The 22,099-nt window shown below is 58.0% G+C and carries 18 protein-coding genes, 1 tRNA gene and 2 pseudogenes; 19 read left to right on the top strand and 2 right to left on the bottom strand.

Annotated features, from left to right (window positions below):
- The first annotated feature begins 233 nt into the window (after nucleotides 1-233).
- From BMZ91_RS08265 to BMZ91_RS08225, 9 genes are all read left to right on the top strand, one after another.
- On the top strand, nucleotides 234-1,946 hold the full coding sequence (locus BMZ91_RS08265; RefSeq protein WP_092836950.1) for a BCCT family transporter: 1,713 nt from the start codon (nucleotides 234-236) through the stop codon (nucleotides 1,944-1,946).
- Nucleotides 1,947-2,041: 95 nt separating this feature from the next.
- Nucleotides 2,042-3,268, top strand: a complete 1,227-nt coding sequence (locus BMZ91_RS08260) for an aminotransferase class V-fold PLP-dependent enzyme (RefSeq protein ID WP_177193820.1) — start codon at nucleotides 2,042-2,044, stop codon at nucleotides 3,266-3,268.
- A gap of 48 nt (nucleotides 3,269-3,316) precedes the next feature.
- The gene (locus BMZ91_RS08255; protein ID WP_092836947.1) at nucleotides 3,317-4,738 is read left to right on the top strand and encodes a cryptochrome/photolyase family protein; all 1,422 of its coding nucleotides are present in this window, start codon (nucleotides 3,317-3,319) and stop codon (nucleotides 4,736-4,738) included.
- A gap of 73 nt (nucleotides 4,739-4,811) precedes the next feature.
- Complete coding sequence (locus BMZ91_RS08250) at nucleotides 4,812-6,020, top strand: SAM-dependent methyltransferase (protein WP_092836943.1); 1,209 nt, start codon at nucleotides 4,812-4,814, stop codon at nucleotides 6,018-6,020.
- Nucleotides 6,021-6,479 (top strand): TrgA family protein, encoded by a 459-nt coding sequence (locus BMZ91_RS08245; protein ID WP_092836939.1) that lies wholly within the window; start codon nucleotides 6,021-6,023, stop codon nucleotides 6,477-6,479. It abuts the gene before it with no gap.
- Nucleotides 6,455-7,588: an NUDIX domain-containing protein gene (locus BMZ91_RS08240; RefSeq protein ID WP_092836936.1), complete on the top strand. Its 1,134-nt coding sequence runs from the start codon at nucleotides 6,455-6,457 to the stop codon at nucleotides 7,586-7,588. Before BMZ91_RS08245 ends, BMZ91_RS08240 begins: the two co-directional genes overlap by 25 nt.
- Nucleotides 7,589-7,645: 57 nt before the next feature.
- Entirely contained in the window at nucleotides 7,646-8,677 is a 1,032-nt protein-coding gene (locus BMZ91_RS08235) for a cysteine synthase A (RefSeq protein WP_092836933.1), read from the top strand.
- Nucleotides 8,674-11,142 (top strand): DUF3772 domain-containing protein, encoded by a 2,469-nt coding sequence (locus tag BMZ91_RS08230; RefSeq protein ID WP_177193819.1) that lies wholly within the window; start codon nucleotides 8,674-8,676, stop codon nucleotides 11,140-11,142. The genes BMZ91_RS08235 and BMZ91_RS08230 overlap by 4 nt, the downstream gene beginning before the upstream one ends.
- Entirely contained in the window at nucleotides 11,139-11,858 is a 720-nt protein-coding gene (locus tag BMZ91_RS08225) for an alanyl-tRNA editing protein (protein WP_092836930.1), read from the top strand. Before BMZ91_RS08230 ends, BMZ91_RS08225 begins: the two co-directional genes overlap by 4 nt.
- Here the strand turns inward: BMZ91_RS08225 and BMZ91_RS08220 are convergent.
- On the bottom strand, nucleotides 11,855-12,925 hold the full coding sequence (locus BMZ91_RS08220) for an AI-2E family transporter (RefSeq protein ID WP_092837311.1): 1,071 nt from the start codon (nucleotides 12,923-12,925) through the stop codon (nucleotides 11,855-11,857). The two genes, BMZ91_RS08225 and BMZ91_RS08220, sit on opposite strands and share 4 nt — an antisense overlap.
- Before the next feature lie 219 nt (nucleotides 12,926-13,144).
- On the opposite strand from BMZ91_RS08220, the gene BMZ91_RS08215 reads away from it, so the two are divergent.
- From BMZ91_RS08215 to BMZ91_RS22060, 10 genes and pseudogenes are all read left to right on the top strand, one after another.
- Nucleotides 13,145-13,234 (top strand) — tRNA-Ser (locus tag BMZ91_RS08215).
- A 151-nt stretch (nucleotides 13,235-13,385) separates the two neighbouring features.
- Nucleotides 13,386-14,594 (top strand): tyrosine-type recombinase/integrase, encoded by a 1,209-nt coding sequence (locus tag BMZ91_RS08210; protein ID WP_092836927.1) that lies wholly within the window; start codon nucleotides 13,386-13,388, stop codon nucleotides 14,592-14,594.
- Between the two features lie 106 nt (nucleotides 14,595-14,700).
- Nucleotides 14,701-15,510 (top strand): hypothetical protein, encoded by an 810-nt coding sequence (locus BMZ91_RS08205; RefSeq protein WP_092836924.1) that lies wholly within the window; start codon nucleotides 14,701-14,703, stop codon nucleotides 15,508-15,510.
- 98 nt (nucleotides 15,511-15,608) lie between these two features.
- Nucleotides 15,609-15,821 carry a MerR family transcriptional regulator gene (locus BMZ91_RS08200; protein ID WP_092836921.1) on the top strand — a complete coding sequence of 71 codons (213 nt, stop codon included), beginning with the start codon at nucleotides 15,609-15,611 and terminating at the stop codon, nucleotides 15,819-15,821.
- Nucleotides 15,821-16,240 carry a hypothetical protein gene (locus tag BMZ91_RS08195; RefSeq protein ID WP_092836918.1) on the top strand — a complete coding sequence of 140 codons (420 nt, stop codon included), beginning with the start codon at nucleotides 15,821-15,823 and terminating at the stop codon, nucleotides 16,238-16,240. Before BMZ91_RS08200 ends, BMZ91_RS08195 begins: the two co-directional genes overlap by 1 nt.
- A 104-nt stretch (nucleotides 16,241-16,344) precedes the next feature.
- A complete protein-coding gene (locus BMZ91_RS08190) occupies nucleotides 16,345-17,370 on the top strand; it encodes a tyrosine-type recombinase/integrase (RefSeq protein ID WP_092836916.1) in 1,026 nt (341 codons plus the stop codon).
- Between the two features lie 147 nt (nucleotides 17,371-17,517).
- Nucleotides 17,518-19,074 (top strand): type I restriction-modification system subunit M, encoded by a 1,557-nt coding sequence (locus BMZ91_RS08185; protein ID WP_092836913.1) that lies wholly within the window; start codon nucleotides 17,518-17,520, stop codon nucleotides 19,072-19,074.
- A complete protein-coding gene (locus BMZ91_RS08180; RefSeq protein WP_092836910.1) occupies nucleotides 19,071-20,228 on the top strand; it encodes a restriction endonuclease subunit S in 1,158 nt (385 codons plus the stop codon). The genes BMZ91_RS08185 and BMZ91_RS08180 overlap by 4 nt, the downstream gene beginning before the upstream one ends.
- A pseudogene (locus BMZ91_RS21755) lies at nucleotides 20,221-21,534 on the top strand (type I restriction endonuclease subunit R); the annotation flags it as partial. The gene BMZ91_RS08180 and the pseudogene BMZ91_RS21755, both read left to right, overlap by 8 nt.
- Nucleotides 21,517-21,828, top strand: coding sequence for a type I restriction enzyme subunit R domain-containing protein (locus BMZ91_RS22060; RefSeq protein WP_425441558.1), 312 nt, complete (start codon nucleotides 21,517-21,519; stop codon nucleotides 21,826-21,828). The pseudogene BMZ91_RS21755 and the gene BMZ91_RS22060, both read left to right, overlap by 18 nt.
- 19 nt (nucleotides 21,829-21,847) lie before the next feature.
- On the opposite strand, the pseudogene BMZ91_RS08170 reads toward BMZ91_RS22060, so the two are convergent.
- Nucleotides 21,848-22,099: pseudogene (locus BMZ91_RS08170) on the bottom strand (IS256 family transposase); the annotation flags it as partial.

The following is a 22,099-nucleotide window of genomic DNA, read 5'->3' as shown; positions in this document are numbered from 1 at the left end:
GCCGCGGTTAGAGTTGCGCCGCCCCACCTTGCCTTGTTAAGCTTGCAAATCAAGCGGGTCGGCAGATTGGTATCGCAACAGTGCAAAGGCGCGGTTTTGATGTCAGTATGCCCGACCCAAAATGCAACAATAGCCGACGCATCTTGTGTGATCGCGTTCCGGCAAAGCCCGTCCCAAGACGGGCCCTTTGGCGCGCAAGATTAACAGAGCGGCTAACATAAAAGGGGGCCTTCATGGCCGATGAAACTGTAAATCAGGGCATTCCCACGCCCGATGGTCATTCTGACCTGATCGACACCGATTACGAGGTCGGTCAGGACAACGTACAACCGCAAGTGGGGCCGTTCGGGCTTGATATTCACAACCCGGTATTTTTCATTTCCGGCCTGGCGATTGTTCTGTTCGTCTTTTACGCCCTCGCTTTGCCAGAGCAGGCGACTGCGGTATTCAGCTGGCTGTTTTCGGCGGTCACCAAGAGCTTTGACTGGTTCTTTCTGGGGGCGGCGAACATCTTTGTGCTGTTCTGCCTGTTCCTGATCATCAGCCCCTATGGCAGTGTTCGCCTTGGCGGCGCCGATGCAAAGCCGGATTACACCTATGTCGGCTGGTTCTCGATGCTGTTCGCGGCCGGCATGGGGATCGGCCTGATGTTCTTCGGCGTCTCTGAGCCGATGAGCCATTTCGCAAGCTCGATGGGGGGCACGTCGTTGGGCGAAAACGGCCTGCGCTCTGACTGGGCGCCGCTTGGGGCGGCGGGCGGTGACGCGGCCGAGGCCACGCGGCTTGGCATGGCGGCGACGATCTTTCACTGGGGCCTTCACCCCTGGGCAATCTATGCGGTGGTTGCCCTGGCGCTGGCCTTGTTCAGCTATAACAAAGGCTTGCCTCTGACCCTGCGCAGCGCGTTCTATCCGATCTTTGGCGAACGGGTCTGGGGTTGGACCGGCCACATCATCGACACGCTGGCGGTGTTTGCCACGCTGTTCGGTCTGGCCACCTCGCTTGGCTTTGGCGCTGAACAGGCGGCCTCGGGGCTGACCTTCCTTTACGGATCGGGCGACGCGGCAGAGGGCACGCGAAACTTCATCGGTATCCCCTATGGCAACAGCGAGGAAAGCGGTGTTGAAAACTCCAGCCTCTTATTGGTGCTGCTGATTTCCGGGATTACGGCCGTTGCGCTTATCTCGGTCGTGCGCGGCCTTGATGGCGGGGTCAAGGTCTTGTCCGAGATCAACATGGGGCTGGCGGCGCTCTTGCTGGTGTTCACCCTGTTGGTCGGCGGGCCGATCTTTCTGTTGACATTCTTTGCCGACAGCCTCTGGGCCTATCTGCAAAATGTCATTCCGCTCAGCAATCCGTTCGGGCGTGAGGACACCAACTTCATGCAGGGTTGGACCGCGTTCTATTGGGCGTGGTGGATCAGCTGGTCGCCCTTTGTCGGCATGTTCATCGCCCGCGTCAGCCGGGGCCGCTCGGTGCGCGAATTCCTGATTTGCGTGCTGCTGATCCCAAGCCTTGTCTGCGTGCTATGGATGAGCGTTTTCGGCGGCACCGCCATCAGCCAGGTCGTCAACGACGGGTATACCCTCGCCAAGGATGCCTCGCTCGAACTCAAGCTATTTTACATGCTTGATCAGCTGCCGCTGGCCACGATCACCTCGACCATCGGGATTGTCCTTGTGGTGGTGTTCTTCGTCACCTCGTCGGATTCCGGCAGTCTTGTGATCGACACGATCACGGCGGGTGGCAAGGTCGACGCACCGGTCACACAGCGGGTGTTCTGGGCCATCTTTGAGGGGGCGGTCGCCATCGTGTTGCTGGTTGGCGGCGGGCTTGCCTCGCTTCAATCGGCGGTGATTTCGACCGGCCTGCCATTCACAATTGTGTTGCTGGTGATGTGCTGGGCGATCTTCCGCGGCTTGCAGAGCGAAAAGCGGGGCCTCTGACGCGCCCGTCAAAATAACGATCATTGCCCCCCGGTGCTTGCGTGCCGGGGGGCTTTGTTGTTTTGTGCCTGCAATCATAAAAGACCAAGGGGGATATGTCGGTGACATTGGATGTTGATTTTGTGCGGTCCCAGTTTCCGGCTTTTGCCGAGCCATCCCTTCAGGGACAGGCGTTTTTCGAGAATGCCGGCGGGTCCTATACCTGTGCGCCGGTGATTGCCCGGCTTGAGCGGTACTACCGTCAGCGCAAGGTGCAGCCCTATGGCCCTTACGAGGCAAGCCGCCTTGCAGGCGAAGAAATGGACGAGGCGCGCACGCGCCTTGCCGCAATGCTTGGTGTGGCCAGTGACGAGGTAAGCTTTGGTCCCTCGACCACGGCCAATACCTATGTCCTTGCGCAAGCGGTGCGCAAATGGATGGCGCCCGGCGATGCCATCGTCGTCACCAATCAGGACCACGAGGCCAATTCAGGCCCCTGGCGCCGTCTGGCCGAGGAGGGTTTCGAGGTCCGCGAATGGAAAGTGGACCCGGATACCGGATTGCTGAACCCCGAGGATCTTGAGAACCTGCTCGACGAACGGGTGCGCCTTGTATGTTTTCCACATTGTTCCAACGTCATCGGCGCAATCAACCCAGTGGTTGCCATCACCGCCGCCGCCCATGCGGCGGGGGCGTTCGTCTGTGTCGACGGGGTTAGCTATGCGCCGCATGGCCTGCCGGATGTGGGCGGAATGGGCCCCGATATCTATCTGTTTTCGGCCTATAAGACCTATGGGCCGCATCAGGGCATCATGGTGATCCGCCGCGAGTTGGGCAATCTCTTGCCCAATCAGGCGCATTATTTCAACGCCGATACGCTTTACAAGCGCTTTACGCCTGCGGGCCCCGATCACGCGCAGGTCGCGGCAAGTGCGGGCATGGCGGATTATGTCGATGACCTGGCCGCGCATCACGGCATCACCGGCACTGCCGCCGCGCGCGCGAGCGGCGTGCATGACCTGATGCGCGCCCATGAGGTGGCCTTGTTGCAACCGCTTCTGGATGATCTCAAGGGCCGCAATTCCCTGCGCCTTCTGGGGCCGGATCGTGCCGAGGATCGCGCGCCCACGGTGGCGCTTGCGCTCAATCGACCGGGCATAGAGGCGGCAACAGAGCTAGCGGCGCATGGCATCATGGCGGGGGGCGGCGACTTTTACGCCGTGCGCCCGTTGAGCGCCATGGGCATTGATCCCGAGCATGGCGTTCTGCGTCTGAGCTTTGTGCATTACACAAGCCGCGACGAGATTGATAAACTATTGACGGCCCTCGACGACATTCTTTGATCCGCGCCCCGCGTCGCGACGTATGTCTCTAAAACACCGGGGCAGGACATGAGTGACAGTAAACCGACAATCCTATGGCTGCGGCGCGATCTGCGTCTTGCGGATCATCCCGCACTTGTTGCGGCCTGCAAGACTGGCGGGCCGGTTATCCCGGTCTTCATTCATGACGACAGCGTTGCCACCCTGGGCGCGGCCCCGAAGTGGCGGCTTGGTCTGTCGCTCGCCGATCTGGCGCGCGCGCTCGGCGATAAAGACAGCCGTCTGATCCTGCGCAAGGGCGAGCCGCTGACGGTGCTGCGCGCGTTGGCAAAGGAAACCGGGGCAGGGGCGGTGCATTGGTCGCGGCTTTATGATCCGCAGTCGATCGAGCGTGACAAGGGTGTCAAGGCGGCCCTGCGCGAGGACGGCCTGGACGCCCAGAGCTATGCCGGCCACCTGATGTTTGAACCTTGGAGTGTAAAGACCAAGGCCGGCGGGTATTACAAGGTCTACAGCCCGATGTGGCGCGCGGTGAAAGACCGCGAGGTCTGCGCGCCGCTCGCGGTGCCTGCAAATATCCCCGCGCCTGATCACTGGCCCGAAAGCGATGCGCTTGAGGATTGGAATATGGCCGCCGCAATGCGGCGCGGCGCGGCGATTTGCGAGCCGTACCAGCGGGTTGGCGAAGTCGCCGCGATGGAGCGGTTGCACGACTTCACCAGTGATGCGATCGTCGATTACAAGGATGACCGCAACCTGCCGGGCGTGGATGGCACATCAGGCCTGTCGGAAAACCTTGCCCTTGGCGAGATTTCACCGCGCCAATGCTGGCATGCGGGGATGCGTGCGCGCCACGACGGCGCGAAAGGCGCGGAACACTGGCTGAAAGAGCTGGTCTGGCGCGAATTCGCCTATCACCTGATGGATCACACGCCCCATATCCTGACCGATAACTGGCGTCGGGAATGGTCGGCCTTCCCCTGGAACGAGGGTGGCGACACGCCCGAGGTTCTGGCTTGGAAGCAGGGGCGCACCGGCGTGCCCTTTGTCGATGCCGCCATGCGCGAGATGTATGTCACCGGGCGTATGCACAACCGGGCGCGGATGATCGTGGCGAGCTATCTGACCAAGCACCTGATGACCCATTGGCGCATCGGGCTTGAGTGGTTCGCCGATTGCCTGACCGATTGGGATATAGCCTCGAACGCCATGGGCTGGCAGTGGGCGGCAGGCTGTGGCCCGGATGCCGCGCCCTATTTCCGGGTGTTCAACCCAGAAACCCAGCTTGATAAATTCGACCCCAAGCGGGCCTATGCCGAGCGCTGGATCGCCGAAGGGCAGGCAGAGCCGCCGCAAACGGCGCTGTCGTATTTCGAGGCGATCCCGAAACGTTGGGGCCTTGATCCAAGCGACAGCTACCCCGAACCGATTGTCGATCTGGCCGAGGGACGCGAACGCGCGCTTGCGGCCTATAGCGACCGGGATTTCTGAACATCATGAAAAATATTGATCAATCGGGGCAAGTCGCCCTAGCATATTGGCATAAGGCAAGGGAACGACCCGTATGATCCTGACCGACACCACCGGCCAGAAAGACCTGCCGCGCTATTTTGCGCAGGTCTTTGACGTGACCAGAAAGATCAACGCCGGGCGGCTTGATTATGTCCTGAGCGATGGCCGCGTGTTTCGCGCCGAGGGGCCAAACCCCGGCCCGGTGGCCGAGGTGGTGGTGAAGAACCCAGATTGCTTTGCCCGGCTTATCCGCGAGGGCGATCTTGGCTTTTCGGACGCCTATCTTGACAGCTGGTGGGAGACGTCGGACCTACAGGCGCTGATGGATTTCGTCCATACCGACAATGACGTGATCTATGACGGCTTTCCGGGTATGTCGCTGGTGCGCGCCTATGAGCGGCTGCGCCATTTCCTCAAGGGCAATTCCAAGCGGCAGGCGAAGAAGAACATCAGCCACCATTATGACCTTGGCAATGAGTTTTACCGGCTCTGGCTTGATGAAACCATGACCTATTCCAGCGCGCTGTTTGACACCGGACAGGAAAGCCTTGAGCGCGCCCAGATCGCCAAATATGCCAGCATGGTCGATCAGATGGGCGTAAAACCCGGCGATCACGTGCTTGAAATCGGTTGTGGCTGGGGCGGGTTTGCCGAATATGCGGCGCGCGAGCGGGGCCTGCGCGTCACCGGCCTGACCATCAGCCGCGAACAGCTTGCCTATGCCAGGGATCGGATCGCCAAGGCCAACCTGTCGGATATGGTCGACCTCAAGCTACAGGATTACCGCGACGAGCGCGGCACCTATGATGGAATCGCCAGTATCGAGATGTTCGAGGCCGTGGGCGAGAAATACTGGCCATCCTACTTCAAGACGGTGCGCGAGCGACTGCGCCCCGGCGCCATGGCCACGCTTCAGGTGATTACCGTCGAGGATCGCCGCTGGGAAGCCTATCGAAAGGGTGTGGATTTCATCCAGAAATACATCTTCCCCGGTGGTATGCTGCCAAGCCCGAGCGTGTTGCGGGCCGAGGTCGAAAAGGCGGGCCTTGTGGTGGCGCGCTCGATCGAATTCGGCGAAGGCTATGATCAAACGCTGCGCCGCTGGCATGAAACCTTCAACGCGAAATGGGATCAGATCGCGGCCATGGGCTTTGACGACAGGTTCCGGCGGATGTGGAATTTTTATCTCACCTCTTGTGCCGCGACCTTTCACGTGGGTAACTGTGACGTGACGCAAATCACGATCACAAGGCCAAGGTGAATGCCGGTAACAGATAAAATGCCAACCGCGGGCAAGATTGCTGCGGCCATCGGGTTGGGGGCTCTGGGCTGGGTCGCCTCAGAGGTGTTTCGCCCGCTCATGCCACCCGAAACCAATTTCGGCATGTTCAACGAGGTCAATCTCGTGCTGGGCCTGCTCTGCGGCTGGTTCGTGACGGGCACGCGGCTTGGCTTTGGCTATGCAGAAGGCTTTAGCGCGGGGCTGACCGGGGTCGGGGCGATGGTGTTCTGGGCCTTGTTTCTGCAAAGCTTCAACGAGATGCTGCGGCGCGCGCTTGACAATCGCTATGATGGCCCGGTCGAAGGGTTGACGGCAGTCATGGAACTTGGCGTGGAATATGGTGCCTATATGTTGAACGGGCCATTGATCGGTCTGTTGCTGGCGGGAAGTGTCATTGTCGGTGTGATGTCGGAATGGGTGTCGCACCGTTGGTCATGACCGGACCGGTGTTTGTCTATGGCCCGCTTGGCTGGGGGCCGCTGTTGCGCGCTGTCCTTGGGCAGGACGGGCTTGACCGGGCCCGCATCGCCTATCTTCCAGAGCATGAGGTGACGGCCCAAAGCGGCGCACCCTTGATGGCGGGGCTCAGCCCCGGCACGGGGCGTGTCGAGGGCTGGCTTGTGAGCGAATGCGACGCGGCGGCGCGGCTTGCCTATTTTGCCGAAGCGTTCGGCATGGGCGCGCCAACGCCGGTCACGCTTGACCTTGCAGGCCTGAACGCCGAGGCACAGACATTTCCCGGCCAGCCCGGACCAGAGCCCTGGCATCAGGGGGGGTGGGCCAATCTCTGGGGGGATCTGATCCTGACGGCGGCGGCGGAAATAACCGAGCTTATGACGCGCATACCCGCCGCCGACCTTGGCGGGCGTCTGCAAATGGTCTTGTCGCGCGCCTCGGCGCGCCTGGCCGCCGGGCGCGGTGTTCCCGCCGATCTGCGCAGTGTCACAGAGGCCAGTCAGGTTGATGAAATCGCTTCTGATATCTCACACGCCGGGTATTTCCTGAGCCGCGACTATACCCTGCGCCATCCCCGTTTTGACGGCAGCATGAGCGCACCGATGCGCCGCGAGGTGTTTGTCGCCACCGATGCCGCGCTGGTGCTGCCTTATGATCCGGTGACCGACAGGGTCTTGCTGGTCGAACAATTCCGCATGGGCCCCTATGGGCGCGGTGACGTGCGCCCCTGGATGCTTGAGCCGGTCGCGGGGCGGATGGATGCGGGCGAGACGGCCGAACAGACCGCGCGCCGCGAATGTCTTGAAGAGGCGGGGCTTGAGCTGCGCGCTCTTGAGACGATTTCAAGTCACTACTGCACGCCGGGTTATTCGACCGAATATTTCCACCTGTTTCTCGGGCTGTGCGATCTGCCGGCCGAGACGGTCGGGCAGGGCGGTCTGGCCAGCGAACAAGAGGATATCCGCACCCATATCATCGGTTATGAGCGCGCGATGGCCCTTTTGGAGAGCGGTGAGGCCGACAATGGCCCGCTCATCCTGAGCCTCATGTGGCTGGAGCGGGAACGTGCGCGTCTGCGTGCATCCGCTTGAGTTTTCAGGGCTGAGGCCCTAAGTGTGGACAGCAATTTTACAACAGGAGCACGGGTGATGCGCATTGCAAAGGATCTGGCCTCGGCCGTAGGGAATACCCCGCTTATTCGGCTGCGGCGCGCCAGCGAAGAGACGGGCTGTGAAATCCTCGGCAAATGCGAATTCCTCAATCCCGGCCAATCGGTCAAGGATCGCGCGGCGCTGTTCATCATCCGCGATGCCATCGCGCGTGGCGACCTCAAGCCTGGTGGCACGATTGTCGAGGGCACGGCCGGCAATACCGGTATCGGTCTGGCGCTTGTCGGGGCTTCGCTTGGGTTCAAGACGGTGATCGTGATCCCCGAAACCCAAAGTCAGGAAAAGAAAGATATGCTGCGCCTTGCCGGCGCCGATCTGGTTCAGGTGCCTGCCGCGCCTTATTCAAATCCGAACAATTTTGTCCGGTATTCCGAGCGTTTGGCAGCAAAACTTTCCAAAACCGAACCTAATGGCGCAATCTGGGCTAACCAGTTCGACAATGTTGCCAACCGTCAGGCGCATATCGAAACCACCGGCCCCGAGATCTGGGAACAGACCGGCGGCAAGGTTGACGGCTTTATCTGCGCGGTTGGATCGGGCGGCACATTGGCGGGCGTCGGCATGGCGCTTCAGCCCAGGGGCGTGAAGATCGGCATTGCCGATCCGATGGGCGCCAAGCTTTATTCCTATTACACCACCGGCGAGCTGGCCTCTGAGGGCGGCTCGATTGCTGAAGGCATCGGTCAGGTGCGCATCACCAAGAACCTCGAAGGGTTCACCCCCGATTTCGCCTGTCAGGTGCCCGATCAAGAGGCGCTTCCGGTGGTGTTTGATCTGCTCGAACATGAGGGGCTTTGCATGGGCGCCTCAAGCGGCGTGAACGTGGCGGGCGCAATCCGCATGGCGCGCGACATGGGCCCGGGCCACACCATCGTGACGCTCCTGTGCGATTATGGCACGCGCTATCAGTCCAAGCTGTTCAATCCCGAATTCCTGCATGCCAACAACCTGCCGGCCCCTGCCTGGCTTGATCATGCACCACGCTCGATCCCCGGAGTATTTGCCGAGTGAAACATCTTTTTCGCGCGCTTTGCCTGATCCTTGCGCTTTGTTTTGCCAGCCTGCCCATCACCGGCGCGGGCCAGATGGCCCATGCCCAGCAAACCATCGAGGGGCCGGATTTCGCCGCATGGGAAGACACCGCGACACGGGTTGAGAACGCGATTGAAAACGGTGACGTCAGCACGGCAGTGCTTGAGGATCTGCGCCGTGAGTTGACGAAATGGCGCGAGCAGTTCACCAATGCGCTCGGCGCCAATTCAACCACCATCAAAACCGTTCAAGATCAGCTTGCTGCGCTTGGCCCGGCGCCCGAAAACGACACGGAGGCCAGCGACATCGCCGCACAGCGCGACGAGTTGAACCGGCGTTTGTCGCGGCTTCAGGCACCGGTGCGCACCGCCGAATTGGCGCGCAGCCGCGCTGACGGCCTTATTGCCGGCATTGACGAGATAATTCGCAATCGCCAGACCGCAGAGTTGTTGCGCCTTGGCCCGTCGCCGGTCAATCCGCTGCACTGGCCCGAAGGCTTGCTGGTGCTCTATCAGCTTGCTGACTCCGTTCAGCGCGAGGTGCTGGACGATTGGGAAACCCCGGTCGGGCGCACGGTCTTCAACGACAATCTGCCGGTTGTGCTGGCCTGGCTCCTGCTGGGGTTGGTGCTTTTGGCACGGGGGCGACGTTGGTCAAATCGGTTGATGCGTTCCATCACCAAGGAAGAGGTGAGCGCCGGGCGTTGGATGGTCACCTTTTTGATTTCTCTGGGTGAATGGCTTTTGCCCTATGCGGGGATCTGTGCCTTGGCAGAGGCACTATCGGCCACGGCGCTGTTTGGGCCACGCGGCACCCTTATTCTGGATACCGTCCAGCCTGCGGCGTTCATTTTCTTTCTTGCGCGATGGCTTGCCCTACAGATTTTCCCGCGTCATGAAAAGCGCGCGCCCTTGCTCAATCTCGATTCCAGGTGCCGTTATTCGGGGCGTCTTTATGGCGCGTTGATGGGGCTTGTGATTGCGGCGTTCTATTTCCTGCACACTATTGCCGAGCAAAGCAAGTGGAGCGAGCCGGCCACAAACGTCGTTCTGTTCCCGGTGCTGGTGCTGGCGGGGCTGTTGTTGTTCAACCTGGCCAAGCTGCTGTTGATGCACAGCCGCGCCGCCAGAGACGACAGCGATGACGAGGAAACCTTTCGTGACCGGCTGGCGCGGCTGTTGGCGCGGACGCTGATGTTACTTGCCGTGCTTGCGCCGATCCTGGCCGCTGTTGGTTATCTCAAGGCGGCGCAGGCGATCATGTTGCCGACCTTGTTGTCGCTGATGCTGTTGGCTGTGCTTTTGGTCCTGCAACGGGTGGTGACCGAGGTTTACGTCATGCTGAGCGGCAATCGCGAAGGGGCATATGATGCCTTGATCCCGGTTCTTGCGGGCTTTGCGCTTGTGATTCTGTCGCTGCCGCTTTTCGCGCTAATCTGGGGCGCGCGACCGGCGCAGCTTAGCGAGATATGGGTGCGCTTTACCGAGGGTGTGACCGTTGGCGGTACGCAGATTTCGCCGTCGATCTTCATGACGCTGGCGGTGGTGTTTGTGCTTGGGTATCTGCTGACGCGACTGGTGCAGGGCGCCCTCAAGACCACCGTTCTGCCCAAGACCAGGCTTGATCCAGGCGGGCGCAATGCGATCGTGTCGGGGGTTGGCTATGTCGGCATATTTCTGGCCGCGCTGATTGCCATTACCAGTGCCGGCATCGACCTGAGTTCGCTTGCCATCGTTGCCGGTGCGCTTTCGGTCGGGATCGGTTTCGGTCTTCAGAATGTGGTGTCGAACTTTGTTGCGGGGATCATCCTTTTGATCGAGCGCCCGATTTCCGAGGGCGACTGGATCGAAGTCGGTGGCAAGCATGGCTATGTGCGCGGCATCAGCGTGCGCTCGACCCGGATCGAGACCTTTGACCGCACCGATGTGATCGTGCCCAATGCCGATTTCGTCAGCGGCACGGTGACCAACTATACCCGTGGCAACACCGTAGGTCGGGTGATCGTACCGGTCGGCGTGGCTTACAGTTCGGACACCCGTGAGGTCGAGACCATTCTGCGCGAGATCGCCGAAGAGCATCCGATGGTGCTGGCCAATCCAGCCCCAAATGTTGTGTTTACAAGTATCGGAACCAGCACCTATGACTTTGAGATTCGCGCGATCCTGCGTGACGTTAATTGGGTGATGTCGGTCAAATCCGATATGAACCATGAGATCGTTAAACGTTTTGGTGCTGCCAATATCGAAATGGCCTTTCCCCAACAGGATATATGGATACGCAACCCCGAGGCTCTGTCGGGCAAGCCGACGCCCGCGCAGGAGGTGCCGCCAAGCGACGCGACATCCCCGCCGCCAAGCCAGTCGCCGCTTAAGACGGTGGCCGATTATGACGGTGATGGCGATGGTGATGGCGAAGGTGCAGATGGAGATGGAGATGGCCGATGACAGATCTGCTGTTTCGCACCGATCCCTATCTGACCGAGGCTAGTGCCAAGGTCGTCGCCCACACGCAGGAGGGCGGCGTTGTGCTGGATCGGACGTTGTTTTACGCCACCGCCGGCGGACAGCCCGGCGATAGCGGGCGCCTTGCATGGGATCGGCAGACGCTACCGATTGCCACCACCGTCAAGACAGATGACGGCGGGATTGCGCTTGTGCCTGCCGAACCCGCCGCACTTCCGCCGATTGGCGCCGTTGTAGTGCAACATCTCGATTGGGCCCGGCGGCATAAACTGATGCGCATGCATACTGCGCTTCACCTGTTGTCGGTGATCATCCCGCTGCCGGTGACGGGTGGCGCAATTTCTGAAGAGCGCAGCCGCCTTGATTTCGATATGCCCGAGGCGCCCGAGGATCGCGAGACCCTGCAAGAGCATCTCAACCTGCTGGTGGACCGCGATCTTCCGGTCACCGATGAGTGGATCACCGACGACGCCCTGCGCGCCAATCCGGGCCTTGTGAAAACCATGTCGGCGATGCCGCCTTTGGGGTCCGGTCACGTGCGCCTTGTGCGGATCGGGCAGGGGCGGGATCAGGTCGATCTGCAACCCTGCGGTGGCACCCATGTGGCACGCACCGGAGAAATCGGCAGCCTGCGCCTTGGCAAGGTCGAAAAGAAGGGCCGCCAGAACCGCCGGGTTTATCTGCACCTCGACAGTTAAGCCGCGTTCTTGTCGCGCGCGCCCGGTCCGCGCGGCTCAAGATCCTGCGCGGTTTCCGGCAGGCCCTCGCGCGACAGCAGAATCGCGACCCGGCGCAGGCCCGGCACATGGCTGCATACGATCATCAGCGCCACCATGATCGGCACCGACAAGAACATCCCTGGAATGCCCCAGACGGCGGCCCAGAACGCCAGGCTGATGATGATCCCGAAGGAGGATAGCCGCAGCGCGCGCCCCATCAGCATCGGATCGATCACATTGCCGTTCATGAACTGAATCCCGCCAACAAGCGCGAAAATCACCAGCGCCAGCGTGCCATCTGCCAGCTGCACATAAGCCACCAGGGCCACAAGCACCGTCGCCACGATCGAGCCGACATTGGGGATATAGTTGAGCACGAAGGCGAGAATCCCAAGCGGCCCGGCAAGATCTAGCCCAAAGAACAACGCCAGACCGTAAACCATCCCGCCGGTCACCGCGCTGACGGCGGTCTTGACCAGAAGATAATAGTTTACCCGATGTATGATCGAGCCAACGATCTTACTGACTTTCTGGGCCTGCTCGGCGTCGCCAAAGAAATTCTCAAGCTTGGTATTAAAGCGAATCCGCTCGGCAAAGAGAAAGCCCACAAAGAGGATCACCAGAACGGTTCCTTGCATCAGGTTGCTTGCCTGTCCGGCCAAGGCCCGCAAATAGCCCGCCACATCCAGCGTCGAGAGTGAGTTCAGCACCGATTGCTCGGCGTCGGGGCCAAGCCAGGCCACCATCGCCGCAATCGCCTGGGGCGCGCGGTCGGTATAGGCCAGCGTGGTCGAGAGCACCGTGTTGACCTGTGACAGGATGATCGCCGACAGCGACAACAGCGCCATCGAGATCATCAAGAGCGCCACCACACTCGCCAGCCAGTTGGGAATGCGGAACGGCCCGACCCGCACCCGCGCAATCGAGCTGATTGCGTCAGAGGTAAGGCTGAACAGGATGATCGCCGTGGCCAGTGAAATCAGCAGGAACCGCGCCTGTACCAACAAAAACAGGACCACCGCAAAGGCAATAATCACCTGCGCAATGGTCCGAATGCGCTGCAACTCGGAGGTCGGCGGGGCGCTGGTGAGCTTTTGGTTTGAATTTTCGGGCACGAGGACGCCTGTTTTGATGTGATATTGTCTGAAAACCAGAGGGTAGCGACCTGATTATTCAGAATTTTTGCGAAAGTTACAATCACTTGCGCACAGAACACACAGACCCCCTTGCAAATCCTATGCCCCAGCGTCTAGAAACCGCGCAACGGAGCGGTGGCCGAGTGGTCGAAGGCGCACGCCTGGAAAGTGTGTAGGCGGGAGACCGTCTCCAGGGTTCGAATCCCTGTCGCTCCGCCAGACCAGCATTTTATACGATTTGAATAGGTCGCCTTGGGCGGCCTTTTTCTTCTGTTTTTAAGGCTTTTGCGCGCCTTGCGCTTTATCTTGAGTTTCTTTCGATGATGCCTATATTCACTCCTTGAGTGGTATGGAATGTGGTATTTTTTAAATGGCCCTATCTGGTAAACTGACAAAGAAGCTGGTCGAGAACCTTGGGCTGGGGCGGCACGGTGATGGCTACGGGCTTTATCTTGTGGTCGATCCTTCCGGCGCGCGGCGCTGGATCGTGCGGGTGGTGGTCAAAGGTCAGAAAAACAAGAAGGGCGCACCGTTGCGTACTGACTTTGGTTTGGGCGGTGCTGATATTGTGACGCTGAACCAAGCACGCGAGCGGGCGTTGGAATATCGGCGGATGGCCAAGCAAGGGCTGAACCCACGTTTCAATGCGCGCCAAGAGGTGCCAACCTTTGAAGAGTTTGCCAAACAGGTTCACATCGACCGGATGCCGACTTGGAAAAATGCCAAGCATGGGCAGCAATGGATCAACACCCTGCGCGACTATGCCTTTCCTAAGATAGGGCGGATGCCGATTGATAGCGTCGGGATGCCCGAGGTGATGATGTGCCTGTCGCCGATCTGGACGGACAAGCACGAAACGGCGAAACGTCTGATGCAGCGAATCAAGACGGTGCTGGACGTGGCGCGTTCCAAAGGCTTTCGTGATGGTGAAAACCCGGTGACTGCAATCAAGGACGCGCAAGCCTTGCCTAAAGTCAAAGTCAAGCCCAAGCATCACAAGGCGATGCACTGGCAGGACGTGCCCGCCTTCTACGCCGATCTGAAAACCCGCAATGCAATGGCCGCGAAGGCGCTGATGTTCACCTGTCTGACCGGCTCAAGGACGGGCGAGGTGTTGGGGCTGCGTTGGGAAGAGATCGACTCTGACGCACGGCTTTGGACTTGCCCGGCGATCCGTATGAAAACGGGCGAAGATCATCGCGTCCCGTTGACGGATGAAATGCTGGCGATCATCGAACCGCTGCGGGCTATGCAATCCGAGTATGTGTTTGAGGGCCAGAAGCGGCACAAACCGCTGTCAAATATGTCGATGCTTATGCTCTTGCGCCGGATGCAGGTGGAAGGCGTCACGGTACATGGGTTCCGGTCCACGTTCCGCGATTGGGCCTCTGAGGTGGCCAATGCGCCCCGCGAGGTTGCGGAAATGAGCTTGGCGCATACGGTCGGGTCGAATGTGGAACGAGCCTATGCGCGGTCAGATTTGTTGGACAAGCGACGTGTTTTGATGGCTCGTTGGTCTGATTTTGTCACCGAAACCAGCGGGCAAGTGGTCAATATCGCTGGGGCGGTGAAACAATGAAATGCTGAAAGGTGCCAATAGGGGCACCTTTTGCCCAGAATCAATTTGGCAGGCGCGTCGTTGAACGAGATTGAAATGCTGAAAGGGGGCGCTTAGCCTCCCCTTTATGCAGCAGGATTCGCCACAAGACCGGATTGAAGCTATCGTTGATCGGTTGATTGGGCCGCCGATGCGCAATGCATTGGTATCTGACAGCAATGAGGAAGGACCACGACTGGATACGTCAAGGCCCAACATACATGATAGCAAAAAGGATTTTTTAAAGGAGCGAGATGCTGTTGCATCCATCGTTGAGCATCTCAACTTGGCAATAACAGAACTGTTCGGGTCCGAGGATGATGTTCAACATCAAGATATGGCTGATCGCCTGCAGGTTGCAATTGATACAGGTGCGCGAAAGCCGCAGAAGTTTGATGACCCAGAAGCTGCGCACGGTTTAGCGTTGAGAAACATTGTTCAGACGGGGTTTTACTACAATTCCCAGCTCGTGATTGTTCGGATGATTAATGTTTACCAAGAGCGGCTTAACGAGTTGAAGGATCAAGAGGCGGAGTTTTGGAGCTTAGCCAATCGCGCTCCGAACTACTACGCCCGAACGATTGCTCTAAGGCTTGCGCGTCTCTACGCCCTTCATAAGCGCCAGAAGCCGCCTTTTGGCACCGCGAGGGATGGGAACCATCCGTCCACCGATTTTGGCCGGGCGCTTGAGGAAATCTTTGACGTGCTAAAGATCAAAGCAACCGTGCGGAATGCGGCTGAATGGGCGATTAATCAACTGACGGAAGATGAGATTAACCCGTCAACGAACGCGTTTAGGGGCATGTTATTGGGTTTGAACCCGCCGTCGAGCACCGAAGAGCGGCAAAAAACCAGACAAAAGATCGCGGATATGCTGGTAAAAAGCCCCAAGAATTAAGACCTTTTTTCGTTGGTGATACGGAGTTTCATGCTTTGTTCTCAACGTGACGGAAGCATGCTTAAACCTATCCAGTCCAACAAAAAGGGATTGGAAACATGGCTAACCTATTCGAGCAAAACCGCAACTATGTCCTTGGTGATGATGAACTCAACATCATTGGCGACCGCGATAAGCTGGCTCAATGGCGTCACAAAGGCATGGGGCCAGCATTCTATCGCTTGGGCCGCAAGATCATCTATCGCGGCGCTGATCTGAATGTCTGGGCCGAGGCCCAGCGCGTTGAGCCTTCCAAGGGTGGGCAGGTCTGATGGCCAAGCGCCTATCTGCGCGTCGGGTCAAGATCCATCGCCAATACACTTATGACAGTGCAGCCGATGCGGTGGGCGTCACGGCTCACACGGTGCGGGCATGGCGACCTGCGGGGCTTGCGGTCTTGGATAGCCAAAAACCGCACCTGATCCTTGGCATCGAACTCAAGCGTTTTGTTGAAAGCCGGGCGTCAAAGAAGTCCTACAAACTTGCACCGGATGAGTTTTATTGCATGTCATGCCGCGCCCCACGCACGCCCTATGGGGCGATGGCCGACTATGTGCCGTTCAACCCTGCGCGGGGCAGGCTGGTGGCGCTGTGCGGGGTCTGTGAGGCGTCTTGCAACAAGTTTGTATCGCTCAAGATGTGCGGTGAACTGGCCAAGACCCTGACCATTGCCACACGCGCTAGATGCTGACCCTAAGAGAACCCCACAAGCCTAACGTGAAACACCACTTCTGGCGGGTCGCTGAATCCAGCGGAAATGACAAGCGAAACGAGGGTCAAAGAAAGGATCGGACCATGGCAAAATATATCGAGGAAAACGAGCGTATCAAACACGACTACGCCACCTATTTGCACCACGCCAAAGGCCAGGATGAGAAGTCTATCGACAAGACGATGGCCGCAATTCGTCAGTTTGAGGACAGCACGAAAACCAAGCCGTTCAAGAAGTTTCATCGCCAGCAGGCGGCGGACTTCAAAACCTATCTGGCCAAGCAAAAGAACGTGAAGACGGGCAGGCCGCTGGCTTTCTCGACGGTCGATGCCACCTTGCGGTTGGTCAAAGGGTTCTTTCACTGGCTTGTCAGTCGCGCGGGTTTCAAGCGGGTGCTGACCTATGCCGATGTGGAGTATTTCAACAATACGCTTAAAGCTGGGCGGGTGGCCCATACCCATCGCGAAATTCCCTATCCATCCATGCAGCAGGCCGCCCATGCGTTTCAGGCGATGCCATTTGAAACCGAGTTCCAGAAACGTGACAAGGCGCTCTTTGCGTTCTTCATGTTGACCGGGGCGCGGGATGGGGCTGTCGCATCGCTCAAGATCAAGCACGTCAACGTCGAGCTGGGCCACGTATTTCAGGATGCGCGCGAAGTGAACGCCAAGAACGCGAAAACCATCATGTGCCAGTTCTTCCCGGTTGATCTCGCCTATCGCGAGTGTTTCGTCGCGTGGGTCAGGTTCTTGCAGAATGATAAGCTGTTCGGGCCGGAAGACGCGCTGTTTCCCAAGGCCAAGACGGGCTATGTGCCGGGGCAGGGGCTTTGCAATTTGGGTCTGGCACTCGAGGGCTATGCCAATGCGTCACCGCTCAACGCGATCATTCGGGGCGCCTTCGCCAATGTGCAAATGCGGGAATATACCCCGCATGCTTTCCGCAAGACCCTCACAAAGCATGGTGATCAGGTTTGCACGTCAATGGAACAACTCAAGGCTTGGTCAATGAATCTTGGGCACGAAAGTCTGACCACCACGATCAATTCCTATCTGCCCGTCACACAGGAGCGCCAGTTGGAGTTGATCCAAGGGATGCTGGCAGGCTAATTCGGTGAATTGCTTGTTTCCGAATTAACGCCTTCAATGAAGTTGCTCGCCTTTGTTTGATAGTTGGCGCCGTTCTGACGGATTCGGGGCTTTTCCATCGTGTCCTAATCCGGCATCAATATCTGGCGCAACTTATGGAAGACCCCAATGACCGACGAACAAAAAAAGAAGCTGGAACAGAAACTTTGGGACATTGCCAATACCCTGCGCGGTAAGATGAACGCCGATGAATTTCGCGATTACATCCTTGGGTTCATCTTCTACAAATACCTGTCCGAGCGGCTGTATATCTATGCCAATTCGATCCTAAGCCAGGACGGCTTGGACTTTGCTGACGTTAACGAAAACACCGACGACGGGCGCGCGGTTCTGGATGCAGTGGCCGAAGCGGCGATTGATGAACTGGGGTATTTCCTTAAACCGTCCGAGCTATTCAGCGCCGTTGCCAAACGGGGCAGCAAGCCGGGCAACTTCATCATTGAAGACCTCGCGCGCATCCTCAACAACATCGAACGCTCGACCATGGGCACCGAGTCCGAGGATGATTTCGACGATCTGTTCTCGGATATGGACCTGACCTCGAACAAACTGGGCCGCTCAGAAGAGGCCAAGAACACCCTGATTGCCAAGGTTCTGACCCACCTTGACGAGATCGACTTTGAACTCGACAAGATCGACAGCGATGTTCTGGGCGATGCCTATGAATATCTGATCGGCAAGTTCGCCAGCGGGGCGGGCAAGAAGGCGGGGGAATTTTATACCCCGCAAGAAGTGTCCACCATTCTGGCCCGGATCGTGACCACCGGCAAAACCCGGATCAAATCGGTCTATGATCCCACCTGCGGCTCTGGCTCGTTGCTGTTGCGCGTCGCCAAAGAGGTTGAGGTGGGGGATTTCAACGGTCAGGAAATGAACCGCACCACCTATAACCTTGCCCGGATGAACATGATCCTGCACGGGGTGCATTACCGCAATTTTGACCTGCGCCAGGAAGACACGCTGGAACACCCCCAGCACGTCGACAAGCGGTTTGAGGCGGTCGTCGCCAATCCGCCGTTCAGTGCCAAGTGGTCGGCCAATCCGCTGCTGCTGAATGATGACCGTTATAGCCAATACGGGCGGTTGGCACCGGGGTCCAAGGCCGATTTCGCCTTTGTCCAGCACATGCTGCACCAGCTCGATGAAAACGGCACCATGGCGGTGATCTTGCCCCATGGCGTACTGTTTCGGGGCGCAGCCGAAGGGCATATCCGCGAATATATCATCAAGGAACGCAACTGGCTGGATGCGGTGATTGGCCTGCCTGCGAATATCTTTTACGGCACGTCGATTCCCACCTGTATTCTGGTGTTCAAGAAATGCCGCGAATGGCCCGAGGAAATATTGTTTGTCGATGCCTCGACCTGTTTTGAAAAGGCCAAGAACCAGAACATCCTTTTGCCAGAACATATTGACCGGATCGTCACCACCTATCGGTCGCGCGCGGTGGAGGATCGGTTTTCACACCGTGCCAAACTGACGCAAGTGGCCGAGAACGACTATAACCTCAACATTCCCCGCTATGTGGACACGTTCGAGGCCGAAGAGCCGATTGATCTGGCCGAGGTCGCCGCTGAGTTGAAGGCGAATGCGGCAGGCATGGCAGAGATCGACGCGCAGATTGCCGGGTTCTGTAAGGAGCTTGGGATAGAGGCCCCGCTATGAATGTGCCGAAGCTGAGATTTCCGGGATTTGGAGATGAACTGAAGTCGCGAAGAATTGGCGACTTTGCAGTGGTCAAGACTGGCTCTCGCGATACTCAAAATCGTGTCGATGGAGGGAAATATCCCTTCTTTGCTCGTTCTGATACCATTGAGCGCATCAACTCGTTCGCCTTCGATGGTGAGGCAATCTTGACATCAGGTGATGGTGTAGGGGTGGGCAAAAATATCCACTATATCAATGGCAAGTTTGACTATCATCAGAGGGTCTATGCGATCCGCGAGTTCGAAGCCGTAGTTGACGGACAGTTTTTCTTTCAATTCTTCCGCGAGAATTTTCTTCGCAGAGTAATGCGACTAAGCGCCAAGAACTCTGTCGATAGTGTCCGCATGTCGATGATCACAGACATGATCGTCGCCACGCCGAGCCTCGCCGAACAAAAGAAAATCGCGGCGTTTTTTTTGGGGGGGGTGGATGCCAAGATCGCGGCGTTGCGGGCGCGGGAGGCGGGGCTGGAGCGTTATAAACGCGGGCTGATGCAGGCGCTGTTCAGCCAAACCCTCCGCTTCACCAAACCCGACGGCACCGCCTTTCCTGATTGGGAAAGCACAACGTTCTCGGACTTTGCGGGGTTGTCTAAGGACCGACTGAACCCAGTGACATCCTCGGAAAAGCCGCCTCTTATCGAATTAGAAAATCTTGAGAGTGGGGTGGGTTCAATCATCGGATTGAGTGGCTTGGAAGGCCAGCTAAGCCAAAAAAACCGTTTCCGGTTTGGTGATGTCCTGTTTGGAAAACTGAGGCCCTATCTTCGCAAATTTGCGCGTCCTAACTTTGACGGGGTTTGCTCGTCCGAGATTTGGGTGTTGCGGGGAAAGACGGTTTCAAACGCCTTCTTGTTCTATTTAATACAAGGCAGCCAATTTAATCAGCTTGCCAACATTTCAGCAGGTTCAAAGATGCCCAGATCAGATTGGAAGACCATCGCAGATTCTGAGTTTGAGATCCCCCACCCCGACGAGCAACAAAAAATCGCCGATGCACGCTCGGCCATGGACGCCAAAAGCGCCGCCGTGTCGGATCAGGTGGCGCAGATGGAGGCCTTCAAAAAAGGCCTGTTGCAACAGATGTTTGTGCAAGGGGTAAACCATGGGTGAGTATCAATCCGAAGCGCAGCTTGAAACTGATCTGGTCAAACGCCTGACCGGCCTTGGCTATGCGCCTGTCACGCTACCCGATATGGCGGCGCTGCATGCCAATCTGCGCGCGCAGATCAACAGGCAGAACGGGTTGACCCTAAGCGATACCGAATTTGCCCGTGTCCTCAACCATCTCGACAAGGGCAATGTGTTTGAACGCGCCAAGGTCCTGCGCGGTCGGATGCAGCTTACCCGCGATGATGGCACATCCGCCTATATCCGGTTTCTCAACACCGATGAGTGGTGCCAGAACCAGTATCAGGTGACAACTCAGGTGACGGTGACAGGCCACCACAAGACCCGCTATGACGTGACCCTTTTGGTCAACGGATTACCGCTGGTGCAGATCGAGCTAAAGCGGCGCGGGATGGAGCTGAAAGAGGCGTTCAACCAGATCAACCGCTATCAGCGCCACAGCTATTGGGCCGAGTCGGGCCTGTTCCAATATGTGCAGCTGTTCGTGATCAGCAACGGGGTGAACACCAAGTATTACGCCAACAACCGGAATCAGGATTTCAAACAGACGTTTTTCTGGGCCAATGAAGATAACAGCCTGATCACCCAGCTTGATGCCTTTGCCGACGCCTTTCTTGAAAAATGCCACGTCAGCAAGATGATCAGCAAATACATCGTGCTGCACGAAAGCGATAAGGTGCTGATGGTGCTGCGCCCCTATCAGTATTACGCGGTCGAGGCGATTGTGAACCGCGTCAAGGCGGGCCGCAAGAACGGCTATATCTGGCACACCACCGGATCGGGCAAGACGCTGACCAGCTTCAAGGCGGCGCAGGTGCTGATTGAAAACCCCAAGGTCGAAAAGGTGGTGTTCGTCGTCGACCGCGCCGATCTGGATTATCAGACAACGAAAGAGTTCAACCATTTCAGTGACGGCTCGGTTGACGGCACCGACAACACAAAGACGCTTGTCGGTCAGTTAGGCGGCGATACCCGGTTGATTATGACCACGATCCAGTAACTGAACACCGCCATATCCCGTGACCGCTATGAAGGCGCGTTGCAGGGGATCAAGGACAGCCGCGTGGTGTTTATCTTTGATGAATGCCACCGCTCGCAATTTGGCGACACCCACAAGCGGATTGTAAAGTTTTTCAGCAAGGCGCAGATGTTCGGTTTTACCGGCACGCCGATCTTTGCCGACAATGCCGTGGGCAAACGCACCACCAAAGACCTGTTCACTGAATGCCTGCATAAATATGTGATCACCGACGCGATTGCCGACGAAAACGTGCTGCGGTTTTCGGTCGAGTATTGGGGGCGGTTAAAGCGTAAAGACGGCAGCCTGATCGACGAAGAGGTGCCCGCGATCAATGTGCGCGAGTTCTTTGACAATCCTGACCGGATCGAAGGCGTGGTCGATTGGATCATCCAGAACCACGACCGCAAAACCCACAACAAACAATTCAGCGCCATGTTGTGCGTCAGCTCGGTCGACGCGCTGATCGCCTATTACGAGACGTTCAGGCGAAAGCGCGAGGCGGGCGAGCATCATTTGCGCGTCGCCACGATCTTCACCTATGGCCCGAAGAGCTATGCTTGAATATGGGTGATGCGCATCATCAGGCGGCGCGGTTTTCGGTGTCGTCGGTCACTTCGACACCGTCGTTGAATTTGATTCCTTCGATGACTTTTGGCAACTGGTTTCTGCCCTTGAGCCGCAGCCATTTCTTTGATGCGGCCTGAATGAGGGTGAAAACCATCAGCTTTGCGGTCTTTTGTGACAGCGCGCCTTTGGTGCGCACCGTTCGGTGCCGAACAGTAGCGAAGACGCTTTCAATCGGGTTCGACGTGCGCAAATGGCCCCAATGTTC

This window comes from Roseovarius lutimaris (assembly GCF_900115165.1).
Lineage (GTDB): Bacteria > Pseudomonadota > Alphaproteobacteria > Rhodobacterales > Rhodobacteraceae > Roseovarius > Roseovarius lutimaris.
Note: the sequence above shows the minus strand (reverse complement) of the source record. Positions and strands in the feature narration are given on the sequence as shown.

What these genes read in the sequence shown, in the direction of transcription:
- BMZ91_RS08265 (WP_092836950.1), top strand. Translation starts at nt 234, where the DNA reads ATGGCCGATGAAACTGTAAATCAGGGCATTCCCACGCCCGATGGTCAT.
- BMZ91_RS08260 (WP_177193820.1), top strand. Translation starts at nt 2,042, where the DNA reads ATGTCGGTGACATTGGATGTTGATTTTGTGCGGTCCCAGTTTCCGGCT.
- BMZ91_RS08255 (WP_092836947.1), top strand. Translation starts at nt 3,317, where the DNA reads ATGAGTGACAGTAAACCGACAATCCTATGGCTGCGGCGCGATCTGCGT.
- BMZ91_RS08250 (WP_092836943.1), top strand. Translation starts at nt 4,812, where the DNA reads ATGATCCTGACCGACACCACCGGCCAGAAAGACCTGCCGCGCTATTTT.
- BMZ91_RS08245 (WP_092836939.1), top strand. Translation starts at nt 6,021, where the DNA reads ATGCCGGTAACAGATAAAATGCCAACCGCGGGCAAGATTGCTGCGGCC.
- BMZ91_RS08240 (WP_092836936.1), top strand. Translation starts at nt 6,455, where the DNA reads ATGGGTGTCGCACCGTTGGTCATGACCGGACCGGTGTTTGTCTATGGC.
- BMZ91_RS08235 (WP_092836933.1), top strand. Translation starts at nt 7,646, where the DNA reads ATGCGCATTGCAAAGGATCTGGCCTCGGCCGTAGGGAATACCCCGCTT.
- BMZ91_RS08225 (WP_092836930.1), top strand. Translation starts at nt 11,139, where the DNA reads ATGACAGATCTGCTGTTTCGCACCGATCCCTATCTGACCGAGGCTAGT.
- BMZ91_RS08210 (WP_092836927.1), top strand. Translation starts at nt 13,386, where the DNA reads ATGGCCCTATCTGGTAAACTGACAAAGAAGCTGGTCGAGAACCTTGGG.
- BMZ91_RS08205 (WP_092836924.1), top strand. Translation starts at nt 14,701, where the DNA reads ATGCAGCAGGATTCGCCACAAGACCGGATTGAAGCTATCGTTGATCGG.
- BMZ91_RS08200 (WP_092836921.1), top strand. Translation starts at nt 15,609, where the DNA reads ATGGCTAACCTATTCGAGCAAAACCGCAACTATGTCCTTGGTGATGAT.
- BMZ91_RS08195 (WP_092836918.1), top strand. Translation starts at nt 15,821, where the DNA reads ATGGCCAAGCGCCTATCTGCGCGTCGGGTCAAGATCCATCGCCAATAC.
- BMZ91_RS08190 (WP_092836916.1), top strand. Translation starts at nt 16,345, where the DNA reads ATGGCAAAATATATCGAGGAAAACGAGCGTATCAAACACGACTACGCC.
- BMZ91_RS08185 (WP_092836913.1), top strand. Translation starts at nt 17,518, where the DNA reads ATGACCGACGAACAAAAAAAGAAGCTGGAACAGAAACTTTGGGACATT.
- BMZ91_RS08180 (WP_092836910.1), top strand. Translation starts at nt 19,071, where the DNA reads ATGAATGTGCCGAAGCTGAGATTTCCGGGATTTGGAGATGAACTGAAG.